Raw genomic sequence first — 21,325 nt, 5'->3', positions numbered from 1 at the left:
GCCTGCGGGGCATGACTTCCGCCTCCCCGCTTGATCGCCTGCGCGAGCTGACTCGCCCCACCGGCGAAGAAGACCTCCTGCAGGTCCGCTATCCCGATAATCCCCGCCTGCGGCTGAGCCCGCGCCACGGCCTGATCGCCGCCGTGGTACTGCTGCTCCTCGGCGGGGTATTTCTCGTGCCCCAGCTCCGCGATGCATCTCCACCGCCGGTCGAATCGGTGGCTGTCTATGAGGACGAGACCACCACCGAGCAACCTAAGGAGATCGTGGTGGCCGTGGTCGGGCACGTCGCCAATCCTGGGCTGCAGCACCTGCCCGCAGGTGCGCGCACCGATGATGCGCTCCGCCATGCCGCCCCGCTGCCGGAGGCGCAGCTCAGCGCAATCAACCTAGCCCAAAAACTCAGCGACGGCCAGCAACTCTATGTGCCCGGCCCCGAGGAAGATCTCCCCATCGCTGGCGCAGCCCCACTCAACCCCGCCGCACCGGGCGCTGCGCCGGGCGGGAAGGTAGCGCTCAACAGCGCCGATAGCGCCGCACTAGAGACACTGCCCGGGGTGGGGGCAGCAACCGCCGCAGCGATCATCGCCCATCGCGAGGCATCCGGGCCTTTTGAGAGCGTCGATCAGCTGCTGGAGGTCAAAGGAATCGGCCCCGCCAAATTCGAGGCAATAAAGGACCTGGTCACCTTGTGAACCCTCCCGTCGCCTTCATCGAGCTGCGCCTCATCCCGATCGCCTGCATGGCGTGGGCATCCACATGGGTGGTGGTGGCCACCGAGCACGGGCCGCTGCTCCTCGCGGTGCTGGGGGTGGTCGCTGTCGCCGCCGCGTGGGCGTATCGCGCGCCGGGAAGTGCCCTACTGCTGGCCGCTACGGTCGTGGTGCACGGTGGCGTCGCCCAGCTGCGGCGCCTGCTCATCCAGCAGCACCCCATAACCCAGGCCCGCGGCCACTACGAGCTTGCCGGACGAGTAATCAGCAGCACGGACGTATCCGGCGGCAGCACCTGCCTTACCCGCCTGCGCCTTGCCCGCTACCCGGCCGAGCTGCCCGTCTTTCACCCGTGTGAACGCTGGCAGCCCCACCGCGGCGAACAGGTAGTCGCCAGCGTGCAGCTGCAGGAGGACACCCGCGTCGGGCTGAACGCCGTGGTGGCGCGGCTGCAGCACGGCCGTGTTGTGGGCGAGCCGAGCTGGTGGGATCACTGCGCGCACACCGTGCGGGCACGATTCATGGAGCTTGTGCAGCAGAACGTGGGGCAGCGCTCGGTGGGGCTCATCCCCGGCATGGTCTTTGGCGATACCTCCCTGCAAAGCGAGGAGGAAACCGCGGCCTATCTCGCCACGGGGCTCAGCCACCTCTCGGCGGTCTCGGGGGCGAATGTGGCCATCGTGACCACCGCGTGCGTGATCGCTTGCCGGCTCGCCGGCTGCGGGCCGCGCTGGCAATGCGCGGCTGCGGGTCTAGCGCTGGTGGCCTTTGTGGTGCTGGTGGGGCCGGAGCCTTCGGTGAAAAGAGCGGCCGTAACTGGGGTGGTGGGGCTGGTGGCGGTGGTGAGCGTCTCTCGGGCTGAACCCCTGCACGCGCTCGCTGTGGCGATAACGGGGCTGTTGCTATGGGACAGCGATTTGGCGGTGAGCTATGGTTTTGCCCTCTCCTGTGCCGCCACCGCGGGGATTGTGGCCTTGCACCCGTATCTCTACCCGCGGCTGGCATGGCTGCCGCTGCCTGATGTGTGTATCCGAGCATTGTCTGTAGCGATTGCCGCGGACATCGTGACTATGCCCCTGCTCGCCTTGATGGTGGGGCGGGTCTCTGCTGTGGCGGTGGCGGCCAATGTGTGCGTGGCTGCGGCGGTGGCGCCGGTGACAATCGTCGGTTTGTTCGCTGTGGTCTTAGTGGCGCTGCGAGCGGAGCCGCTGGCCGCTGTGGCAGTGCGGATTATCGAGCCCTGCACGTGGTGGATTCACCGCTGCGCCGAGTTCTTTGCCGGCATGCCTTGGGCGGTGATTGAGAGCGGTTCCGGGCCCTATTCGGTGGTGGGGGTGGTCCTCGCCTGTTGTTGGTTTCTCGTGTTGCTGCCCGCGCGGCGGCGCGTGGCATGATGGAGGGCGTGTCTGTACCAGCCCTGCACCTCGTTCTGGGCGAGGAGGAGTTCCTCGCCGAGCGCGCCCAGCGCGCGGTTATTCACGCCGTGTCTGAGCAGGCCGGCCACCCAGTGCCGGTGACCAAGCTGCGCGCGGGTGAGGTGACGACGAGCGAGCTCATTGAGCTGCTCAGTCCCTCCCTCTTCGCCGAGGAGCGGGTGGTGGTATTCACCCATGCCCACGAGGCAGGGGAGGAGGCCGCGAAGCTCCTGCTCGAGGCGGCCGTGGACCCAGCGGATGGCATCACGCTGATCGTTGTGCATTCTGGCGGCGGACGGCAGAAAAAGATGGCCACCAAGCTGGCGAAGATCGCCACCGTGCACGAGGCCCATAAGGTCAAGCGCAATGAGCTGCCGAGCTTCGTTAATAAAGAGTTCCGCTCCCATGGGGTGCGTCCCACCCCAGATGTGGTCACGGCCGTGTTGGAGGGTGTGGGCTCGGATCTTCGCGAGCTTGCCGGCGCCGTGAGCCAGTTGGTCTCTGACACCAATGGCGATGTCACCCTACAAGCGGTGCGCGCCTTCTATTCCGGGGTGGCGGAAGTCTCGGGCTTCGATATCGCGGACCTGGCCTGCGCTGGCCGCGTGGAGCGGGCGGTGGCTTCTACTCGCCGCGCCCTGCAGTTGGGCGTGTCGCCGGTGCTGATCTCTGCGGCATTGGCCAACTCGGTGGGCGCTATCGCTCGGCTGTACTCGGTGCGGGGGCGCATCAACGGCAATGAGCTGGCCCGCGTGGTGGGGCTGCCGCCATGGAAGGTGGAAAAGGTGGCCGCGGCTGCCCGCCGCTGGAGCAGCCGTAATGTCAGCGAGGCCGTCATCGTGGTGGCCGAGCTCGATGCCGCGGTCAAGGGCCAAGGCCTCGAGCCCAATTACGCCGTGGAATTCGCGGTGCGTCGCATCGCAGAATTGGCCCGCTAGGCACCCTCCACGCTCAGCACCCCCAAGACCCAAAAGAGGGCGGGCATGAAAAAACCGCGCCGGGCCAGCGAGTGCTGGTGGCGCGGTAAGGCAGAAGGCTACTTAGCCCTCCATCTTGTTGAAGGCACGAGCCATATTGGACTTCTTGTTCGCAGCGTTGTTGCGGTGGAACACGCCCTTGGACACGGCCTTGTCCAGCTTGCGGGAAGCAGCGCGCAGCTGGGCCTCAGCGGCAGCCTTGTCGCCGGACTCGACGGCGGCGCGGAACTTGCGGATCTCGGTGCGCACGGCGGAGCGCACGGACTTGTTGCGCAGACGAGCCTTCTCGTTGGTCAGGATGCGCTTCTTCTGAGACTTGATGTTTGCCATGGTCTAGAACCTCTTTATCGTTGGCGGAAACGGTATGGTCACTGTCAGCCACGTTCGCGCTGGTATAAGCCGTGCCCGCACCATTCTGGGCGGGCGCGTGGGGCAGGGAGGTGAACTCAAGGTACTGAACACCTAATGCGCCACTCTGGCTCGGCGGCGGCCATGGGGCATACTGCCTGCTGGCGCCGCGCGCGCGAAAATGAACAACTCGACACACTCTAGCAGGGCGATGAAGGCCCGACCAAACAGTTGCTAACTCCAGCCAAACTCGGAGCGCAGGCGGTGGGCGATTTTTCCGAAGCGCCGCCGCGGCAGAATCGCCCCTTGGCGCCGGATTCCGAGCTCGGAGGCTTCGATGACGCGGTCGATGCGCACCCAGGACTGCTCGCCGGCGAGATCCCAGTTGCCCGAGCCGATATCGAGCCACGAGGGATCGTTTTGGTGTTCGGGGTTGGAGGAGATGAGGAGCCCTAAAATGGTTTGTCGGGTGCGTCCCACCACCACGAGGGCGCGGTCTTCTGGCTCGGAGGTGGGTTCGGTGCGCAGCCACACCCACACCACTTCGCCCGGCTCGGCTTGGCCGTCCATGTCTGCTGCGTAGTAGATATTGCGGGAGAGCACGCGGCTGTCGTGCACCAGTACGGAGGTGGCGGCGCGCAGGCGGCGCAGATCTTCGTTGGTTTCGGTGCCGGATATGCCGAGGCGTTCCCGTACCGTGGCGAGGGTATCGTCAAGGTCTTCATCGCTAGGGGGCTGGAATTGTTCCGCGACATAGCACACCGAATCCCGCAGCGAGGAGGCGATGGCGCCGAGTCTGTCACCCATGCTTGCCCAGTTTATACGCCGTTGCCGTGGGCGTCGATACGGCTCAGGTAGGGTATGAGGGGCTAAAACAGGGAAGGTTGAGATATGGCTATCAATTGTGCGGAAACTACGTTCACGGATCCGGCGCAGATCCGTAATTTCTGCATCATCGCGCACATTGACCACGGTAAGTCCACGCTGGCGGATCGTATTCTGCAGCTGACGGGCGTGGTGGATGCGCGCGATATGCGTGATCAGTACCTCGACAATATGGATATTGAGCGCGAGCGCGGTATCACCATCAAGGCGCAGAACGTGCGTTTGCCGTGGGTGCCGCGCACCGGCGCGCACGCCGGTGAGAACATTGTGCTGCAGATGATCGACACCCCAGGCCACGTGGACTTCACCTATGAGGTCTCCCGCGCCTTGGAGGCCTGTGAGGGCGCAATTTTGCTTGTCGACGCCGCCCAGGGCATCGAAGCCCAAACCTTGGCGAATCTCTATCTGGCGATGGAAAACGATCTTGAGATCATCCCTGTGCTCAACAAGATCGACCTTCCCGCCGCCGACCCGGAAAAATACGCCTTCGAAATCGCCCACATCATCGGCTGCGAACCCGAGGAGGTGCTGCGGGTCTCCGGCAAGACCGGCGAGGGCGTCGAGGCCCTGCTGGATAGGGTGTGCGAGCTGGTGCCCGCCCCCGCCAGCGAGATGCCGGATTCCGCGCCGGCGCGCGCCATGATTTTCGATTCGGTCTATGACACCTACCGCGGTGTGGTCACCTATATTCGTGTCTTTGATGGCCGCCTCGAGCCGCGCCAGAAGCTGAAGATGATGTCTACGGGCGCCACCCACGAAACCCTTGAGATCGGCGTGATGAGCCCGACGGCGAAGAAATGCCAGGGCCTCGGCCCGGGCGAGGTGGGCTATCTGATCACGGGCGTGAAGGATGTGCGTCAGTCCAAGGTGGGTGACACCGTCACCTGGGCCACCGGGGGTGCTGAGAAGCCGCTGCGGGGCTACCAAGAGCCCAAGCCGATGGTGTACTCCGGCCTATTCCCGATCTCGCAGGAGCAATACCCGGACCTCCGCGACGCCTTGGAGAAGCTGCAGCTCAACGACGCCTCGTTGACCTATGAGCCGGAGACCTCGGTGGCGCTGGGCTTCGGGTTCCGCTGCGGCTTCCTCGGCCTGCTGCACATGGAGATCACCCGCGATCGCCTCGAGCGCGAATTCGATCTGGACTTGATCTCCACCGCGCCGAGCGTGAACTATCGCGTGCTCGATGAGGCGGGGGAGGAATCCATCGTCTACAACCCCTCGGATTGGCCTTCGGGCAAGCTGCGGGAGGTGTGGGAGCCGATCGTGAAAACCACGATAATCATCCCCGCCGATTTCGTCGGCCCCACCATGGAGCTGTGTCAGTCCAAGCGCGGCCAGCTCGGTGGGATGGACTATCTTTCCGAGGACCGCGTCGAGCTGCGCTATACGATGCCGCTGGGCGAGATCATCTTCGATTTCTTCGACACCCTCAAGTCCCGCACTAAGGGCTATGCCTCCCTCAACTATGAGGAAGCCGGCGAGCAAGAAGCCGATCTGGTGAAGGTGGATATCCTGCTCCAGGGTGAGCCGGTGGATGCCTTCAGCGCCATCGTCCACCGCGATCACGCTCGCACCTATGGCAATAAGATGACGGTGAAGCTCAAGGAGCTGATCCCGCGCCAGCAGTTCGAAGTGCCGGTGCAGGCGGCGATCGGCTCGAAGGTGATTGCGCGTGAGAATATTCGGGCGCTGCGCAAGGACGTGCTCTCGAAGTGCTATGGCGGCGATATTTCGCGTAAGCGCAAGCTGCTGGAGAAGCAGAAGGCCGGTAAGAAGCGCATGAAGAATATCGGTTCGGTGTCGGTGCCGCAGGAGGCCTTCGTGGCGGCGCTGTCCACCGACGAGGGAAAGTAGCGTCCCCCTAGCGACGTCGAAGGGTGCGGGGCCAGAGCAGCAACTCTGGCCCCGCACCCTTAATTTTTTGAGGTGGGATGCTGGCTACCAGCTGGTGGGGTCGGTCTTGCGGACCCAGCCGATCACGGCATAGGTGATGGGCATGACCACGATCTCGATGGCGGTCTTCCACAGGAAGCCGACGATGGTGTAGTTGAGGGCATCGCCCCAGGTGGTGATGCCAATGACGGAGGCGGCGATGGCGCAGAAAATGATGGTATCGGCTAGCTCGCCCACGACGGTGGAGCCGAGCAGGCGCGACCAGAGCCGCTTCTGGCCGCTGCGCTTTTTCATGGTGGCCAGCACATAGGAGTTGAGCAACTGGCCCACCAGATAGCCGGCGAGGGAGGCGACAACAATCTGCGGCACCAATCCCAGAACCGTGGCGAAGGCCTCGTCGTTCTCGTAGAAGTCGGCCGCCGGCAGCCAGATGGCGATATAGAAGGTGATAATGGCCAGCACGGCGGTGCCGAAGCCGGTGAAGATCATCCGGCGGGCGTTTTTAAAGCCGTAGCACTCGGTGAGCACATCACCAATCACATAGGCGAGGGGGAAGAGGAAGAAGGCACCGTCGGTCACCAGCGGGCCGATGGTCACCCCCTTGGTGGCGGTGATATTAGAGAGCAGGAATACCGCGACGAACACGGCACCGAAGATGGGAAACAGCGAGCGTTGTGGCATGGGGCCACCGGAGTGAGTAGCGGCGGCGGAGGCTGTTGGCTCCGCCGCCTGCCCAGATGCGGGCGTCGTAGATGAAGTCATAGCCAAGCATTTTAAGGCCGCACCGTCAGCGTCTGTGACAACACCCCAATCGGACCTTTTTCATCATGCAGATGGGTGTGGGTGAGGCCGTGCCCCGCAGGCCCGATGCTCATGGTGGTATCCGCGCCAAACCAGTGCCCTTCGGGGGCGCGGAAGAGGTGGATGCTGAGATCGATATTGGGATAGGCCACCTCTTTCGGGTTGTGCTTGAGCACAAGGCCATTGACGATGTCCATCACCGTCATCAGCTTCACCAGTGGCGAGACCTCCACTCCCTCCAGCAGGGGAGTGCGGGAGGAGAGCCAGCCCTGGGCGTGACCGGGGCTGAGCACCGTGCGGTGGGCGTCCACGCTATCGACAAAGGCTCCTTCCCAGGCCTCGAGGAAGTTCCAGCTGGGGATGGCGTAGCGGGAGGGCATGCGCTCTACTGTGGTGGATTCGATGCTACCGGTATCGAAGGCGGCGGAGAACCAGCCGCGGGCGATCACCACGGGGCGCTCGGCGATGATCAGCCGCGCCTGCACCAACTCGATGGTGCGACCGGGGCGGATCACCTCGGTATCCACTCGCACCTCGCCGATGGGGGCGGTGCCAAGAATGTCAAAGCTGATGCGGGAGAGATCCAGGGTGTCGCCGGGGCGGCGGGCGGCGAAATCCTCCTGCAGGATGTAGGTGAGTAGCCCCAGGGCGGGCGCTATGTGAATCTCTTGGGGATTCCACGCGCCGGCGGTGAGTTCCGTGGCGACGAACTCGCTGGCACTCGTGCGGGTGAAATAGGAGTTTGACATAGATCACACTCTACTCGGGCTGTAGCCGCGTTTAGGGCCATGTCCCCCGTTTTTGGGCTACTCGAGATGCAGCTCCAGCGCTGGTCGATGCCCCGCCGCCCACTCGGCCTCCACGGCGCGGTAGCACTGGTCGTCCACCGTCAGGCTATCGCCGGCCGCGATGGGCTGATGGGCCAGCGCCCATTGGCACACATCGGCCAGCTGGTTATATACCTCGCTGGGCTGGGCGCTCGAGTGCAGCTGCAGCTCTGGGTGGCCTGCTTCCACCATGCCGATGCTCATGCCTTGGGCGCCCTCGTCGGTGCGGGTGACTATCAGGTCCACGATGTAGGCGGAGACAACGTCGTGACGCACTGCCTCGCTAAACACCTGCGGATCTACTGCGAAGGGGCGGCTGGCGCCGCGAAACACGTGGCACACCGCCACCGCGTCCTCTCGCACGGCCAGGGCGGCGGCTACTTCGGCGTGCATATAGTTCAGCTCCCGCAGGGTCTCGCGGGCGCGCACCAGCGGCTGCACCTCCGAATGCACCCGCACCTCGAGCTGGGTGCTGGCGCTGGACAGCGGCGTGCGGGGCCCAAGTACCGCGTGGGAGTGGGGCGCGGGATCCTCGGCGCTCTGGGCGCTCAGTACATACTCCACCTGCCCGTCCAGCACGCACACCAGCCTGGCATGCTCCTCGAGGCGGGTCTGCAGCCGATCAGCGAAGATCTCGTGCAGATGCTCGCGCACCTCGTGCGGGGAGGGGCTGCTGCTGAGCAGCACCCGATAGTGGGGGCGCGGGGTGAGAACGGCGGGGTCGACGCTGATGGGAGTCAGCGGCGCGGGGGTAGACGGGCTCATGGGGCTTCTCCTTCTACTGAGGGTCAGTATCCATGCTAGGGATGCGCCGGTTTAGTCGATGTCGGTGAACTTCCGATCCCAGGCGGAACGCGTGGGATTAGCGTCGGCAAGCACCATGTCAAAGCGGTCATTGGCGATTTCGACGATTTCGCTGAGGGTGCGGCGCAGCTCCTGTGCCTCGGAATTTTCCAGTCGGCGCACGCCATCGGCGATGATGGTGTCGATGCTGTCATCGGTGCGCAGGCACGCCACCCAGGGCATACCAAACTTTTCGCGATAGGTCTCGGCCAGCACGTGCAGCTGTTCGGTCTCCACGTCATCGGCTTCGCCCAGACTCACCGAGCCGCGGGCCTGGTTGAGGCGCGAGTCCTCAGAGTCGGTGCTGCTGAGCACCAGGGTGGCCATATCGGGGTAGTCGGCGATCAAGCGGCTGCGCTCCGCGGGCTCGGCCATGAGCACCGCCACCTGCACGGCCTCGCGCAGCGCCTGCACATCCTCAAAGGGGCGGGCCTCCCAGGCGCGGTGCAGCGGCCACTGCTCCTCGTTGAAGAGCGGGGCCAGGGTGGACACAAACTCCTCGCGCTCCATGGCGTTGATGGTCTCCAGCGAGACCTGGCGGCCCTCGTGGCGGGCCACATCCGAGCCGGATTGTGCGCCGAGGTGGAAGAACACGATATTGAGCACGATGGCGGTGATCGCGCCGATGGTCATGCCGGAGGAAACGAAGATGCGCGCCCACTCGGGCAGGGCCTCGGCAATATCGGGCTTGAAGGTCACCAGCATGGCCAAACCGAGGGCGGTGGTGACGATCACGGCATTGCGGTCATCTTTCCAATCAGCCTTGCCGATGGTCTGCATGCCCACCCACGCCACATTGGCAAAAAGCGCCAGGGAGGCGCCGCCGAGCACAGGCGCGGGAATGGAGGCCACGATCGCCCCAGCCTTGGGCAGCAGGCCCAGCAGAATCATGAAGCCCGCCGCGGACGCCGCCACCCAGCGCGATTTCACACCCGTGATGCGCACCAGGCCGACATTCTGGGCGAAGCAGGTATAGGGGAAGGAGTTGAGCACGCCGCCGAGCAGGGTGGAGAGGCCATCGGCGCGGATGGCGCGCTCCACATCGGGTTTGCCGATGCGCTTGCGCACGATCTCGCCGGTGGCGAAGACATCGCCGGTGGTTTCCACCATGGTGATCACCATGACGATGAGCAGCGACACAATCGCGGCGGCATTGAACTCGGGGATACCGAAATAGAAGGGGGTGGTGATGCCCAGCGGGGCGGCGTCGCCCACCTTGGACAGATCGGCGTCGCCAAGCAGCAGCGCCGCGGCAGTGCCCAGCACCAGACCGAAGAGCACCGAGAGCGTGCCCAAGAAGCCGCGGAAGAAGCGCTGCACCAGCACGATCACGGCCAAGGTGGCGAAGGCATAGCTCAGATCGCGGGGATCGGGCGTGCCCTCGGCATAGTTGGTGAAGTCATTGGCAGACACCGCCAGCAGGGAGGTGCCCATCACCAGCAGCACGGTGCCGGTGACCACCGGCGGGAAGAAGCGCAGCAGCCGCCCGAAGAGCGGGGCCACAAAGAAGGTGAAGAGGCCGGCGGCGATCACCGCGCCATAGATGGTGGGCAGGGATTCCACCCCGCCCTCGCCATCGGTGACGCCGAGGCCGATCGCGATAATCGGCGCCACCGCGGTGGTGGTCACGCCCTGCACCAAGGGCAGGCGCACACCGACGTGCTTGCCGATGCCCACCACCTGAATCAAGGTGGCGATACCGCAGGTGAGCAGATCGGCGTTGATGAGGTGAATGGTGGTTTCCGCATCCAGATTCAGCGAGCTGGCGATCAACAGCGGCACGATCACCGCGCCTGCGTAGAAGGCCAGCACGTGCTGCAGGCCGAGGGCCGCGAGCTTGCCGGGGGCGGGAACGTGATGGACAGGATGGGTGCGCTGCACGGCGGTGGGGGTGGAAGTGGCCACGAGTGGCGTCTCTCCTTGTCTCAGAAAAGAAGCTGGAAAGGGCGAATTATGCGCCTTACACCTTAAAGCCTGCTAAGAAGTGAACCTAGCTGCGGGGCCACGAACTCACCCCCGTGCGCATGGCTTATCGACGCCACGAAGCCGTGAACAGTGTTCGAGTGCTTGTGTTATCGTTGACACATCTGTTGCTAAACGATGTTCATCTCATGCAACACCTATTGCCCACGACACAGGAGTACAGCTATGACCACGGCTACGCAGGACGCCCAGGGTAGCGCCCTTGATGAGAGCACTATTCTCGAGCACGCACGCACCAAGGTGCTCGAGCGCGGCGAGGGATTGAACTATGAGGAGACCCTCGCAGTACTGAATCTGCCCGATGAGAAGATCGAAGAACTCCTCGAGTTGGCCCACCAGGTGCGCCTGAAGTGGTGCGGTGACGAAGTTGAGGTCGAGGGCATTGTGTCGCTGAAGACCGGCGGCTGCCCCGAGGATTGCCACTTCTGTTCCCAGTCGGCCATGTTCAATAGCCCGGTTCGTGCCGCCCGCATCGATATTCCCGAGCTGATTGAATCCGCCAAGCAGACCCGCAAGACCGGAGCCAGCGAATTCTGCATCGTTGCCGCGGTGCGTGGCCCGGACGAGCGGCTGATGAATGACCTCATCGACGCCACCCACGCCATCAAGGACGAGGTGGATATCGAGATCGCCGCCTCGGTCGGCATGGTCACCCTGGAGCAGGCGCAGCGCCTCAAGGACGCCGGCGTACACCGCTATAACCACAACCTCGAGACCAGCGAGTCCTACTTCCCGCAGGTGGTGACCACCCACACCTTTGATGAGCGCATCGACACCCTGAAGAACGTGCGCCAGGTGGGCATGGAGGTCTGCACCGGCGGCATCTTGGGCCTTGGTGAGTCCCGCGAGCAGCGCGCCGAGTTCGCCCAGAACTTGGCCTCGGTGGATCCCACCGAGGTGCCCATGAACTTCCTCGATCCGCGCCCCGGCACCCCCTTCGCCGACAAGGAGCCCATGGAGGCCAATGAGGCGCTGCGTGCCATCGGTGCCTTCCGTCTCGCCCTGCCGAAGACCACGCTGCGCTTCGCCGGCGGCCGCGAGCTCACCCTGGGTGATCTCGGCGCCGAGCAGGGCCTGCTGGGCGGTATCAACGCGGTGATCGTGGGCAACTACCTCACCACCCTCGGCCGCCCCGCCGAAACCGACCTCGACATGCTGGGCAAGCTGCGTCTCCCGATCCGAGCCCTCAATGAGACGATCTGATTCGGACGAGCTGCTCATGGCGGTTCTCACCGGCGAGGAACCGATCTATCACCCCAATACGGGGCAGCCGCTGGATGAGAACGCCGAGCGTAATAAGAAGGGCCTCGCGGAGCTGAGCCGCGGCGCCAAGATCGGGCTCGAGCCGCCGCGCTTCTGCCAGATTTGCGGACGCCGCATGGTCGTCCAGATCATGCCCATGGGCTGGGTGGCGCACTGCTCCCGGCACGGCGAGCTCGACTCCCGCGCTTTAGAGCGCTAGGAGGGCAGCTCCTCCGCGGTGCTCGGATACGAGGTTTGGGCCCCGGCGCGGGTCGCGGCAAAGGCACCGACACGGCAGCCGAGGGCCGTGGCCTCGATCAGGTCCGCGCCTTCATCCAGCGCCGCGACGAGTGCGCCCGCGCAGGCATCCCCGCAGCCGGTGGTATCCACGGCCTCGACCCGCGGGGAGGGCACCTGCTGGATTCCTTCCGCCGTGGCCACCAGCGCGCCCGCGGCGCCTAATGTGATGATGACGCTGGCGAAGCCTGCCTCGCGCAGCTGCGTCGCCAGCTCTTCTGGGCTGCCCTGGCCCTGTTTCTTATAGAGCTGCGCGATCAGCCCCGCCTCGTGTTCATTGGCGATGAGCGGATCGGCGTGCAGCAGCGCCGCGGGATCCATCTCGATCACGGGCGCCAGATTCACCACCACCCGCACTCCATGGCGGGTGGCCACAGCGATGGCCCGTTCGATGGCGGCGGCCGGAATCTCGCCCTGCACCAGCAGGATGGAGGCCGCGGCAATAAGCTCCTCGTGGGCATCCACCAGCTCTGGGCTCATCGCGGCATTCGCCCCCGGCACCACCACGATGCTGTTCTCCCCATCTGCGGCGACAGTGATCACCGCCAGGCCCGTGGGCCCCTCCACGCTCGTGATGCCCTCCTCACTCATGCCGCTTTCGCGCATGATGGCGCAGGCCGGTTCCGCATAGGAATCCGTGCCCACCGCGCCGATCATATGGACCTGCGCCCCCATCCGGGCCGCGGCCACCGCCTGATTGGCGCCTTTGCCGCCTGGGGCGACCGTACTGCTGTGCCCGAGAAGCGTTTCTCCAGGGGCGGGGTGCCGCGTCACGCGCACGGTGAGATCGGCATTGATAGAACCTACGACAGCGATGCTCATGCCCCAGATTTTAGCCGATACCTGCGCCGTCGATGCCGCGGGCGAAGCAGGACGGGGCTGGTGTCTCAGCGCTGTCCTAGAATGCGAAGAGTCAAGGATTGTGCGAGGAAGGTGGGTCTATAGCCATGGTGAGAACACATCGACTCGAGCGCGCCCGCGGTGCACTCTATGGGCAATTGATTGGAGATTCTCTCGGCAGTTTGGTCGAGTTCCGCTCGGCGGAGTCGATCCAGGCGCACTACCCGAAGGGGGTACGGCAGCTCGCCGATGGCGGCACCTATGGGCTCAGCGCCGGCCAGCCCACTGATGATTCCGAGATGGCCTTATCCCTCGCCGCCTCCTTGGTGCGGCAGGGCACCTTCGTGCTCGAGGACGTGGCCGCGGCTTATCGACGCTGGGCACAATCCGAGCCTTTCGATATCGGCATTACGTGCTCCTCGGCGCTCAACCGCGGCCAGAAGAATCCCGAGTCCCAAGCCAATGGCGCCCTCATGCGCGTCAGCCCGCTCGGGATCTTCGGCGCCCGGGTGTTGGAGGAGGACCCGCAGGGCGCGGAGCGGCTTGCCGAGTGGGCGCGTCAAGAATGCTCGCTCACCCACATCAATCCGCTGTGCATGGATATTCAGAGCGTGTACGTGCTCACCATCGCCCGCATCATTGCTACCGGCGCGGACCGTGCCGAGGCCCTCGAGATTCTGCAGGCCGAGGCCGCATCCTATCCAGAGGTAGCGGCGCTGGTGGAGGCCCATTGCGAGGTCCCGCCGGCCGAGTACCTCGAACACGAAGGCTGGGTGACCATCGCCTTCGGCAACGCGGTTTACGAGCTGGCCTCGGTCCTGCGCGCCGAGGAGTCGCTGGTGCGCACCGTGGGCAGGGGAGGAGACACCGACACCAATGCGGCCATCACCGGCGCGCTACTGGGCGCGGTCGATGGCATGCACGCCTGGCCCTCGCGCTGGGTGGATGTGATTGATTGCTTCCACCAGAATGAGGCCTCGCCGCGGCCGCGGCCACGGGAGTACTGGCCCAATCACGCCTATGCCCTGGCCGGCCAACTCCTGGGCGCTTAGGGGCTCAGCCGCGGCACGGCGTCGATAAGCGCGCGGGTATAGCTCTGCTGGGGCTGGGCGAAAAGCTCGGCGGTCGCGCCCTCCTCGATCAGCTGGCCCTGTTTGAGCACCATTACCTCCGAGCACAGGGCCTGCACCACGCCGAGGTCGTGGGAGACGAACACCAAGGCCAGCTGATATTCGCGCACCACCTCGGTGAGCAGGTTGATCACCTGGGCCCGGGCGGAGACATCGAGGGCGGAGACAGGCTCATCGGCCAGCAATATCCGCGGTCGCGGGGCGAGGGCGCGCGCCAAAGAGATGCGCTGGCGCTGCCCGCCGGAAAACTCGTGGGGATAACGCCGCGCCACCTCGGCGTCGAGGCCGACATCGGCCAGCACCTCCTGCACCCGCGCGGTCCGCTCCGCCGCACCGAGGCGCGCGGCCCGCAGCGGTTCGGCGATGCTTTCGCCGACGCGCATCCGCGGATCCAGGGACGCAGCCGGGTCCTGGAACACGATCTGCGCAACCTGCTGCAGCGTGCGCGCTGTGGCGGCACGTCCATCGACGAGGATCTCGCCGCTGCGGCTCGACTCGAGCCCCGCCAGCAGCTTCAAGAGCGTGGACTTGCCCGAGCCGGATTCGCCCACCACCCCGAGGCGCTGGCCGGCGCGCAGGCTCAGCGATAGCGGCTCCAAGGCCTGGGTGGTGCGGCGCTGCCGGGCGCGCCAGCCGCGGGAGCGATAGCTTTGGGAGATCTGCTGTGCCTCCAGCACCACCGGCCCCGGGGTGGGAAACTCCGGCTGGGCATAGGCGTGGCCCGGGCGATAGCTCTCATCGGCGCTGCCCACCGTGTACAAGTGCCCGCGGGAATCGCGTGCCGCCAGATCCGAGGCGGCCACCAGCCCGCGGGTGTAGTCGCCGGGCTCGCGCAATACCTGTTGGGTCGTGCCGCGTTCCACGATCTCGCCCTCGCGCATCACCAGCACCCGCTCGCAGATCTGCGCCATCACTCCGAGATCGTGGGTGATGAACAACACGGCCGTACCGCGCTGCTCAGTGAGGCGGTTGAGGGTGGCCAGAATGGAGGCTTGCACCGTGGCGTCGAGCGCGGTGGTGGGCTCATCGCAGACGATGAGCTCGGGATCATTCGCCAAGGCGATGGCGATAAGCACGCGCTGGCGCTGCCCGCCCGAAAGCTGGTGCGGATAGCGCTCGTAGAGGGCGTCTGGATCGGGCAAGCGCACCTCCTCCAGCAGCGCCAGGGCGCGCCGCTTCAGGGCGGCGGAATCGAGATCCTGCTGGTGCAGCTGCACGGCCTCGCGTACTTGGGGGCCGATCTTCATGAGCGGATTCAGTGCCGTCATGGGCTCCTGAAACACCATGGATATCCGGCGGCCCCGCAGGCTGGCGTAGCGGGCAGGGGAGTAGTCCACTAGGTTGCCCGGCTCGCCGCGCAGCGTGATCCTGCCGCTGGTGTGCAGCGTGTGGGAGTGCAGCCCCATGATGCTCAGCGCGGTCAGCGATTTACCCGAACCGGATTCGCCGATGATTCCGACTTTCTCCCCGGCCGCGATGCTAAAGCTCACCCCGCGCAGCAGCTGGTGCCCATCGCGGGTGCGCACCTGAAGATCGTCTACGTCCAGCACTGTGTCACTCATTGGCCGGCCTTTCGTGTCGAGTGCAGCCTGGGGTCGAGCAGATCCCGCAGACCGTCGCCGAGCAGGTTGAAGCCCAGCACCGTCAGCGCGATCGCCAACCCTGGCCACAGCGCCAGCTGCGGGGCGGTATAAAGCGAGGCCTGCGCCGATTGCAGCATCCGCCCCCACGACGGCTCCGGCGGTGGGGTGCCGAGGCCGAGGAAGCTCAAGGCCGCCTCGGCGAGAATGGCCAGCGCAAAGGCCACCGAGGCCTGCACGATCACGAGGCTGAGGATATTTGGCAGCACATGCCGCAGCGCGATCGCCCGCCCCGATGCCTGGGACATCCGGGCGGCGGCGATGAAGTCCAGAGAGAGCACGCTGAGGGTGCCCGCACGGGCGACGCGCGCAAACCCGGGAATGGCCGCGATACCGATGGCCGCCATGGCCGACCACGTGGAGGTGCCAAAGACCGCGCCGAGCACGATGGCCAAGAGCAGCGCGGGGAAGGCGAGAAGGAGATCGGCGCCGCGCATCACCAGCGCATCCATCGCCCCGCCGCGCATGCCGGCGATAATGCCCAGCGGTACTCCACAGAGCATGCCGATGCCCACCGCCACCACGCCCACGGCGAGGGTGATATGCGCCCCAGCCATCAGCTGTGATGCCACGTCCCGGCCATAGCGATCAGTGCCCAGCCAGTGCTGCGCGCTGGGGCCGAGCAGCCGCTCCTCGGGCACCGCGTGGATCGGATCGAAGGGGGTCCACACCAGCGCGATGAGCGCGGTGAGCACCACCGCCGCCACGATGCCGCCGCCGATGAACAGACTGGCCGGCGGGCGCTTGCGCTGCCGCGTGCGGACGGCGCCTGCATCCGGAGATTCTGTATGCATCTCTTCTTCCCTCCCGGTGTTAGCGACCGGCGCGGATGCGCGGATCGAGAAGGCTATAGGACAGATCGACGATAGAGGTGGTGAGCAGGGTGATGAGCACGAGCACCATCACCACGGATTGCACCGCGGTGAGATCACGGCCGGTGACCGCGTCGAGAAGATAGCTCCCCACCCCGGGCAGTACGAAGACGCGCTCAATCACGACCGCGCCCACGATCAGCGCCGCCATCTGCAGCCCGGTGACCGTCACCACCGGCAGGGCGGCATTACGCAGCCCATGGGCGCGCATCGCCTGCCAGACGGTCATGCCCTTGGCGAGGGCGGTGCGCATGAAATCCTGGTGCAGCACATCGAGCACAGCGGAGCGCACATAGCGGGTCATGATGGCCGCCTGCACACTGGCCAGCGCCATAGTGGGCAGGATGAGCCGGGCGATAAACCCCGCCGGGTCGGCATTGGGTGGCACCCAGCCATTAGCGGGCAGCAGCCCCCAGCGCACGGAGACGATCGTGACCAAGAGGATGCCGGCGAGGAAGCTCGGCAGTGCCACCCCCACCTGACTCAACGCGGTGATGGCCACTCCATCCGCGCGGTGGCGTCGAATAGCGGCCCACATTCCCAGTGGCACGGCGATCATGAGCGCCAGCGTCATCGAGCAGCCCATGAGGATCAGGCTCACCTGCAGCCGGTCCCACACGATGGGGGTGATGTCCTCGCCCGATTGCATGGACACTCCCCAGTGGCCGGTGAAAAACCCGCCAATCCAGGTCAGATACTGCAGCAGCAGCGGGCGATCGGTGCCGAGCTCCGCCTGCTTTTGGCGGATGAGCTCATCAGTGGCATTGACGCCGAGAGCAATGGCGGCCGGATCGCCGGGGATCAGTCGCAGCAGCGCGAAAATCACCACGGAGGCTACAAGCGCGGTGAGCACGAAGCGCATGCCCGCGCGTAGGAGCAGTCGAAACATTAGCTGCGCTCCTTCCCAGACTTCCCATAATCGGGGTCGCGGTGCATCGTGGCCAGCTCGAGGCCCTCGGTGATCTGATCGGCGCGCACGCCACTGACCGCGCGGTCGGTAACCACAATATTGGGGAAATTAAAGAGGGTATCGGCGCCGGCTTCGGCCATGATCTGATCGACCGCCTCTTTCATATAGCGCACCTGCTCTTGGGCAGTGCCGCGATCGGCCTTCTCCAGCAGGGCGCGCACCTCGGGCGAATCAAAGCCCAAATAGTACTCGGGATTGCCAAAAAGCTGCGGAATATCGCGCGGCTCGATGTGCATCACCAGCGACATGTCATAATCCTGCTGCTTGAGCACCTCGTTCAGCCACACCGCCGGGAACTCGGTGGAGCGGATGCTCACATCCAAGCCAATATCGCGCAGCTGCGAGACCACGATCTCACTCGCCGCCACCGCATAGGGCAGCGAGGGCACGGAGAAGACCACGTGGTTATTGCTCTCATCGATGCCCGCCTCGGCGAGCAGCTGCCGCGCGCGCTCCGGGTCGAAGGGATAGCGGGTGGAGGCTTCATACCAGGGATCCGTGGGCGGCACTGGGGCGCCGCCGGTGTCGATACCGTGCCCGTCCCATGCGGTGTCGATCACGGCCTGGCGGTCGATGCCATACATCACCGCCTGGCGCACGCGGACATCATTAAAGGGGGCGCGGTTGTTGTTCATCGACAACAGCACCTCGCCATTGGTGGTACCCACCTCGACCGTATAGCGGGCGGGGTCGAAGGTGTGGAGCAGCTCGGGCGACTGCATGGAATAGACCACGTCCACGTCTCCGGAGCGCAGCGCGTTCATGGCTGCCACTGCATCGGCGAAATAGCGGATCGCGGCGCCCTGGTTCTGCGGGGCCGGGCCCCAATAGTCATTCCGGGCCCGAAAAGAAATGGAGTGGCCGATAGCAAAGTTCTCCACCTCATAGGGGCCCGTGCCTACGGGGGCGCTGGCGAGGGTGTCCATGGCCGAGGGCGTCATCATCGCCCCCACGAGGGTGGCCATATCCCACAGCCATTGATTCGACGACGCCGCCAGCTGCACCGAGACCTCGGTGGGGCTGAGCACCTCGACGGACTCGACGATGTCCATCTTCTTCTTCAATCCATTGCTCCACGCCTCGGAGCGGACACGGTCGATGGAAAACTTCACCGTCTCGGCGGTGAAGGCATCGCCATTGGAAAAGGTGACATCATCGCGCAGGGTGAAGGTGTAGCGGCGACCATCCTCCGAGACCTCCCAGGAGGTGGCCAGCCAGGGCACAATCTGGCCCTCATCGTCGATGCGCACCAAGGTTTCATACACGTTGCTCATCAGCGCGCCGGGAATGGCCGCGCCGGAGTTGGTGGTGAAGTCGAGGGAGACTGGGGACGCCGAGGCAGCCACCACAATGTCGTTAGCCCCAGCCACGCGGCCCACCTGTACTGCGGTGGAGCCGGCGCTGCAGCCGCTGACTCCCACGGCGAGTGCCGTGGCGAGCGCGGCGGTCCTTAGGCCCGTGCGGTCGCGCCGCGAGCGGCGAGAGGGGAGATTCATACTTGCACAGGCTAGTCGGCTGAGTGGCGTTCTCAGGAATGCGGGGGATCGGTGCAGACGCGGGTTGAAGCGCGGCTAAGGGAGAAAGCCTGCCTAGAATGAGCCCCATGACTGAGGCAGGACAACCAGCGGCACGACGCGGCACAGACCGAGACATCATTGCGGTGCGGATGAGTGGCGGGGCGATCCTGCGCTCGAGAACCACCGCGCTGTGCGTGGTGTTTGTGCTTGTTCTCGGCCTGATCGGGGCGGCGCTGCTGGGGGCGTGGGCCTCGGAAACCCACGAGACTCTCCGCACCCTCTATGGGGTGGCGGCGGCCCTACCGATCGTCGGCGTGGTCATCACGCTGCTGCAATTTATTCGCTTCGTCTTTCACGCCCGCCGGCGGCGAGTGATCGTGGGACGCATGATCACGATCCCCGCCTCGGGGGTGAGCTTTCACCGCGATCAGCTGCACCGCATAGACATCTGGTCGGAGCATCGCGACGGGGCGATCACCACCTACATGACGCTGGTGCCGGCGCATATCGAGCAGCGGGTGGACGCGCACCAGCTGGCCCATGAGGTGCCCGCCATTCTGCGGGATTATTGTGTGCGCCTGCCCCGCGGCAGCCGGCCCACCGCCTATGAGCTGGCGGATAGCCTCCGCGAGGACAATCCGCAGCTCGAGGTGAATAAGATCGGCAAGATCGCCTAGGCCGGCACCACTGTCTCGCGGACCGGAGCGGGCAGGGGGCGACGCGGCGGGAGAGCGCTATCGAGGATGAGCCCGACGATGATGAGGGCGAGGACCGGCAGCACCCATCCCAGCTGTTGTTCATGCATCGGCGCCCAGCCGAGGAGACGCTCAATGCTCTCGCTGGCCACGCCGACCGAGGACAGGGAAGCGAGCAGCGACCACACCACCGCGCCCCACACGCCCAGACGGAAGGTGTAGAACAGCCGGCGGCTCTTCCACAGCGGCGCCAGCAACGTGATGGCCACCAAGGTGATCGCGGGCGGGTAGAGGAAGCCGATGATGGGGCCGGCGATCGCCAATACGGACTGCAGGCCCACCGTGGACACGGCGAAGGAGATGAGGGTGAAGACCAGCACCCACTGCTGATAGCTCACGGCTGGCAGCAGGCGGTGGAAGAACCCAGAGGTGGAACCGATAAGTCCGGCGGCGGTACCGATGCACGCCAGCAGCACCACCATGCCGAAGAGCACACGCCCGGGCTGGCCCATGGTCACATAGGCGATATCGGTGAGGATCGCGGCACCGTCCTCGTACTGCTCGGGGTTGGGCACCACGCGGCCCACCATGCCGAGGGCGATATAGACCGCGCCGAGCAGCACCCCGGCGCCGACGGCGGCGATGATGGCGCCCCGCTTCAGGCCCATGCCATCGGGGGAGCCCAGGCCCTTTTCGCGCAGCGCGGAGATCACCACGATGCCGAAGGCGAGGGCGGCCACCGAGTCCATGGTCAGATAGCCCTCGATCAGTCCGGTGGGGCCGGGGTGCTCGGCGAACTTCTCGGCGGCAGGCACTCCAGTGGGATCGAGCTGGCGCAGCGCCATGACCACCATGAGCACCAGCAGGATGAGGAGCACGGGGGTGAGCCACTTGCCGATGCGATCAATCAGGCCGGTCTCGCGGTAGCACATGAGCCAGACCACCACGAAGTACACCGCGGAGAAGGCCACGGTGGCGGCGCGGGAGTCCACGCCGAATACGGGGGAGAAGGCGGTGGAGTAGCTCACCACCGCGGTGCGCGGCACGGCGTAGAACGCGCCGATGGAGAGATAGATGAGCACGGGGAAGACCACGCCGAAGAATCGACCCGCCTGGCGCGATAAGTCCAGCACGTCCTCGCCGGAGATCACCACCGCGATCATCGACACCACGGGCAGGGCCACCCCGGCGGCGAGGAAGCCAAGAATGGCGGGGGCGAAGTGGGTGCCGGCTTGGGCGCCGAGAATGGGCGGGAAAATGAGGTTGCCGGCACCAAAGAACATCGAGAACAGCATGAGTGTCGCCGTGGTGAGGGTGGCGAACACTGCCGTGGATTGCACAGCCGAGCGAGCGGAGTCAGACATCGGAAGAGAGCTTTCTAGACAGAATGTGAGCTATCGACTCAGCAGCCTAGCAGTACTGGTCCTACCACTC

At 65.4% G+C, this 21,325-nt stretch carries 20 protein-coding genes; 8 read left to right on the top strand and 12 right to left on the bottom strand.

Going from position 1 to position 21,325, the window contains the following annotated elements:
- The first annotated feature begins 11 nt into the window (after positions 1–11).
- Genes KRX12_RS02135 through holA form a run of 3 tightly spaced genes read left to right on the top strand, consistent with a single transcriptional unit; the run spans position 12 to position 3,066 of the window.
- Positions 12–695 carry a ComEA family DNA-binding protein gene (locus KRX12_RS02135; RefSeq protein ID WP_218364144.1) on the top strand — a complete coding sequence of 228 codons (684 nt, stop codon included), beginning with the start codon at positions 12–14 and terminating at the stop codon, positions 693–695.
- Positions 692–2,107, top strand: coding sequence for a ComEC/Rec2 family competence protein (locus KRX12_RS10985; RefSeq protein WP_218365545.1), 1,416 nt, complete (start codon positions 692–694; stop codon positions 2,105–2,107). The genes KRX12_RS02135 and KRX12_RS10985 overlap by 4 nt, the downstream gene beginning before the upstream one ends.
- Positions 2,107–3,066, top strand: coding sequence for a DNA polymerase III subunit delta (gene holA / locus KRX12_RS02125; RefSeq protein WP_255550047.1), 960 nt, complete (start codon positions 2,107–2,109; stop codon positions 3,064–3,066). The genes KRX12_RS10985 and holA overlap by 1 nt, the downstream gene beginning before the upstream one ends.
- Positions 3,067–3,168: 102 nt before the next feature.
- Here the strand turns inward: holA and rpsT are convergent, their stop codons facing one another.
- Together rpsT and KRX12_RS02115 are read right to left on the bottom strand one after the other, a co-directional pair.
- Positions 3,169–3,435: a 30S ribosomal protein S20 gene (gene rpsT / locus KRX12_RS02120; RefSeq protein ID WP_077940495.1), complete on the bottom strand. Its 267-nt coding sequence runs from the start codon at positions 3,433–3,435 to the stop codon at positions 3,169–3,171.
- 252 nt (positions 3,436–3,687) lie between these two features.
- On the bottom strand, positions 3,688–4,260 hold the full coding sequence (locus KRX12_RS02115; RefSeq protein WP_151529134.1) for a type II toxin-antitoxin system PemK/MazF family toxin: 573 nt from the start codon (positions 4,258–4,260) through the stop codon (positions 3,688–3,690).
- An 84-nt stretch (positions 4,261–4,344) separates the two neighbouring features.
- On the opposite strand from KRX12_RS02115, the gene lepA reads away from it, so the two are divergent.
- On the top strand, positions 4,345–6,195 hold the full coding sequence (gene lepA / locus KRX12_RS02110) for a translation elongation factor 4 (protein WP_218365544.1): 1,851 nt from the start codon (positions 4,345–4,347) through the stop codon (positions 6,193–6,195).
- Between the two features lie 84 nt (positions 6,196–6,279).
- On the opposite strand, the gene KRX12_RS02105 is transcribed toward lepA, so the two are convergent.
- From KRX12_RS02105 to KRX12_RS02090, 4 genes are read right to left on the bottom strand one after another with little or no spacing between them, the layout of a single operon-like run.
- The gene (locus tag KRX12_RS02105; protein WP_218364131.1) at positions 6,280–6,996 is read right to left on the bottom strand and encodes a queuosine precursor transporter; all 717 of its coding nucleotides are present in this window, start codon (positions 6,994–6,996) and stop codon (positions 6,280–6,282) included.
- 11 nt (positions 6,997–7,007) lie between these two features.
- On the bottom strand, positions 7,008–7,784 hold the full coding sequence (locus KRX12_RS02100; protein ID WP_218365543.1) for a thioesterase family protein: 777 nt from the start codon (positions 7,782–7,784) through the stop codon (positions 7,008–7,010).
- A gap of 57 nt (positions 7,785–7,841) precedes the next feature.
- Positions 7,842–8,627 (bottom strand): hypothetical protein, encoded by a 786-nt coding sequence (locus KRX12_RS02095; protein WP_218365542.1) that lies wholly within the window; start codon positions 8,625–8,627, stop codon positions 7,842–7,844.
- A gap of 51 nt (positions 8,628–8,678) precedes the next feature.
- Entirely contained in the window at positions 8,679–10,610 is a 1,932-nt protein-coding gene (locus tag KRX12_RS02090; protein ID WP_218365541.1) for a solute carrier family 23 protein, read from the bottom strand.
- A 243-nt stretch (positions 10,611–10,853) separates the two neighbouring features.
- Here KRX12_RS02090 and bioB point away from each other — a divergent pair, with 243 nt between their 5' ends.
- Together bioB and KRX12_RS02080 are read left to right on the top strand one after the other, a co-directional pair.
- Complete coding sequence (gene bioB, locus KRX12_RS02085; RefSeq protein WP_151529140.1) at positions 10,854–11,891, top strand: biotin synthase BioB; 1,038 nt, start codon at positions 10,854–10,856, stop codon at positions 11,889–11,891.
- Complete coding sequence (locus tag KRX12_RS02080) at positions 11,878–12,150, top strand: hypothetical protein (protein ID WP_151529141.1); 273 nt, start codon at positions 11,878–11,880, stop codon at positions 12,148–12,150. Before bioB ends, KRX12_RS02080 begins: the two co-directional genes overlap by 14 nt.
- Here KRX12_RS02080 and KRX12_RS02075 read toward each other — a convergent pair.
- The gene (locus KRX12_RS02075) at positions 12,147–13,049 is read right to left on the bottom strand and encodes a ribokinase (protein ID WP_218365540.1); all 903 of its coding nucleotides are present in this window, start codon (positions 13,047–13,049) and stop codon (positions 12,147–12,149) included. The two genes, KRX12_RS02080 and KRX12_RS02075, sit on opposite strands and share 4 nt — an antisense overlap.
- Positions 13,050–13,174: 125 nt before the next feature.
- Between KRX12_RS02075 and KRX12_RS02070 the strand changes: the two genes are divergently transcribed.
- Positions 13,175–14,119 (top strand): ADP-ribosylglycohydrolase family protein, encoded by a 945-nt coding sequence (locus KRX12_RS02070; protein WP_218365539.1) that lies wholly within the window; start codon positions 13,175–13,177, stop codon positions 14,117–14,119.
- Here KRX12_RS02070 and KRX12_RS02065 read toward each other — a convergent pair.
- The 4 genes from KRX12_RS02065 to KRX12_RS02050 are packed head-to-tail and all read right to left on the bottom strand — an operon-like array spanning position 14,116 to position 19,175.
- Positions 14,116–15,759, bottom strand: a complete 1,644-nt coding sequence (locus tag KRX12_RS02065) for an ABC transporter ATP-binding protein (RefSeq protein ID WP_218365538.1) — start codon at positions 15,757–15,759, stop codon at positions 14,116–14,118. The two genes, KRX12_RS02070 and KRX12_RS02065, sit on opposite strands and share 4 nt — an antisense overlap.
- The gene (locus KRX12_RS02060; protein WP_218365537.1) at positions 15,756–16,631 is read right to left on the bottom strand and encodes an ABC transporter permease; all 876 of its coding nucleotides are present in this window, start codon (positions 16,629–16,631) and stop codon (positions 15,756–15,758) included. Before KRX12_RS02060 ends, KRX12_RS02065 begins: the two co-directional genes overlap by 4 nt.
- Positions 16,632–16,650: 19 nt before the next feature.
- On the bottom strand, positions 16,651–17,598 hold the full coding sequence (locus KRX12_RS02055) for an ABC transporter permease (protein WP_218365536.1): 948 nt from the start codon (positions 17,596–17,598) through the stop codon (positions 16,651–16,653).
- Entirely contained in the window at positions 17,598–19,175 is a 1,578-nt protein-coding gene (locus KRX12_RS02050; RefSeq protein WP_218365535.1) for an ABC transporter substrate-binding protein, read from the bottom strand. The genes KRX12_RS02055 and KRX12_RS02050 overlap by 1 nt, the downstream gene beginning before the upstream one ends.
- 107 nt (positions 19,176–19,282) lie before the next feature.
- Between KRX12_RS02050 and KRX12_RS02045 the strand changes: the two genes are divergently transcribed.
- Positions 19,283–19,873: a hypothetical protein gene (locus KRX12_RS02045; protein ID WP_218365534.1), complete on the top strand. Its 591-nt coding sequence runs from the start codon at positions 19,283–19,285 to the stop codon at positions 19,871–19,873.
- On the opposite strand, the gene brnQ is transcribed toward KRX12_RS02045, so the two are convergent.
- On the bottom strand, positions 19,870–21,255 hold the full coding sequence (brnQ, locus tag KRX12_RS02040; RefSeq protein ID WP_255550018.1) for a branched-chain amino acid transport system II carrier protein: 1,386 nt from the start codon (positions 21,253–21,255) through the stop codon (positions 19,870–19,872). The two genes, KRX12_RS02045 and brnQ, sit on opposite strands and share 4 nt — an antisense overlap.
- Between the last annotated feature and the right edge of the window lie 70 nt (positions 21,256–21,325).

The sequence above is a fragment of the Corynebacterium sp. TAE3-ERU2 genome (genome assembly GCF_019209955.1).
In the GTDB taxonomy this organism is placed as follows: Bacteria; Actinomycetota; Actinomycetes; order Mycobacteriales; family Mycobacteriaceae; genus Corynebacterium; species Corynebacterium megadyptis.
The sequence above is the reverse complement of the archived record's forward strand: the minus strand, read 5'-3'. Positions and strand labels throughout refer to the sequence as shown.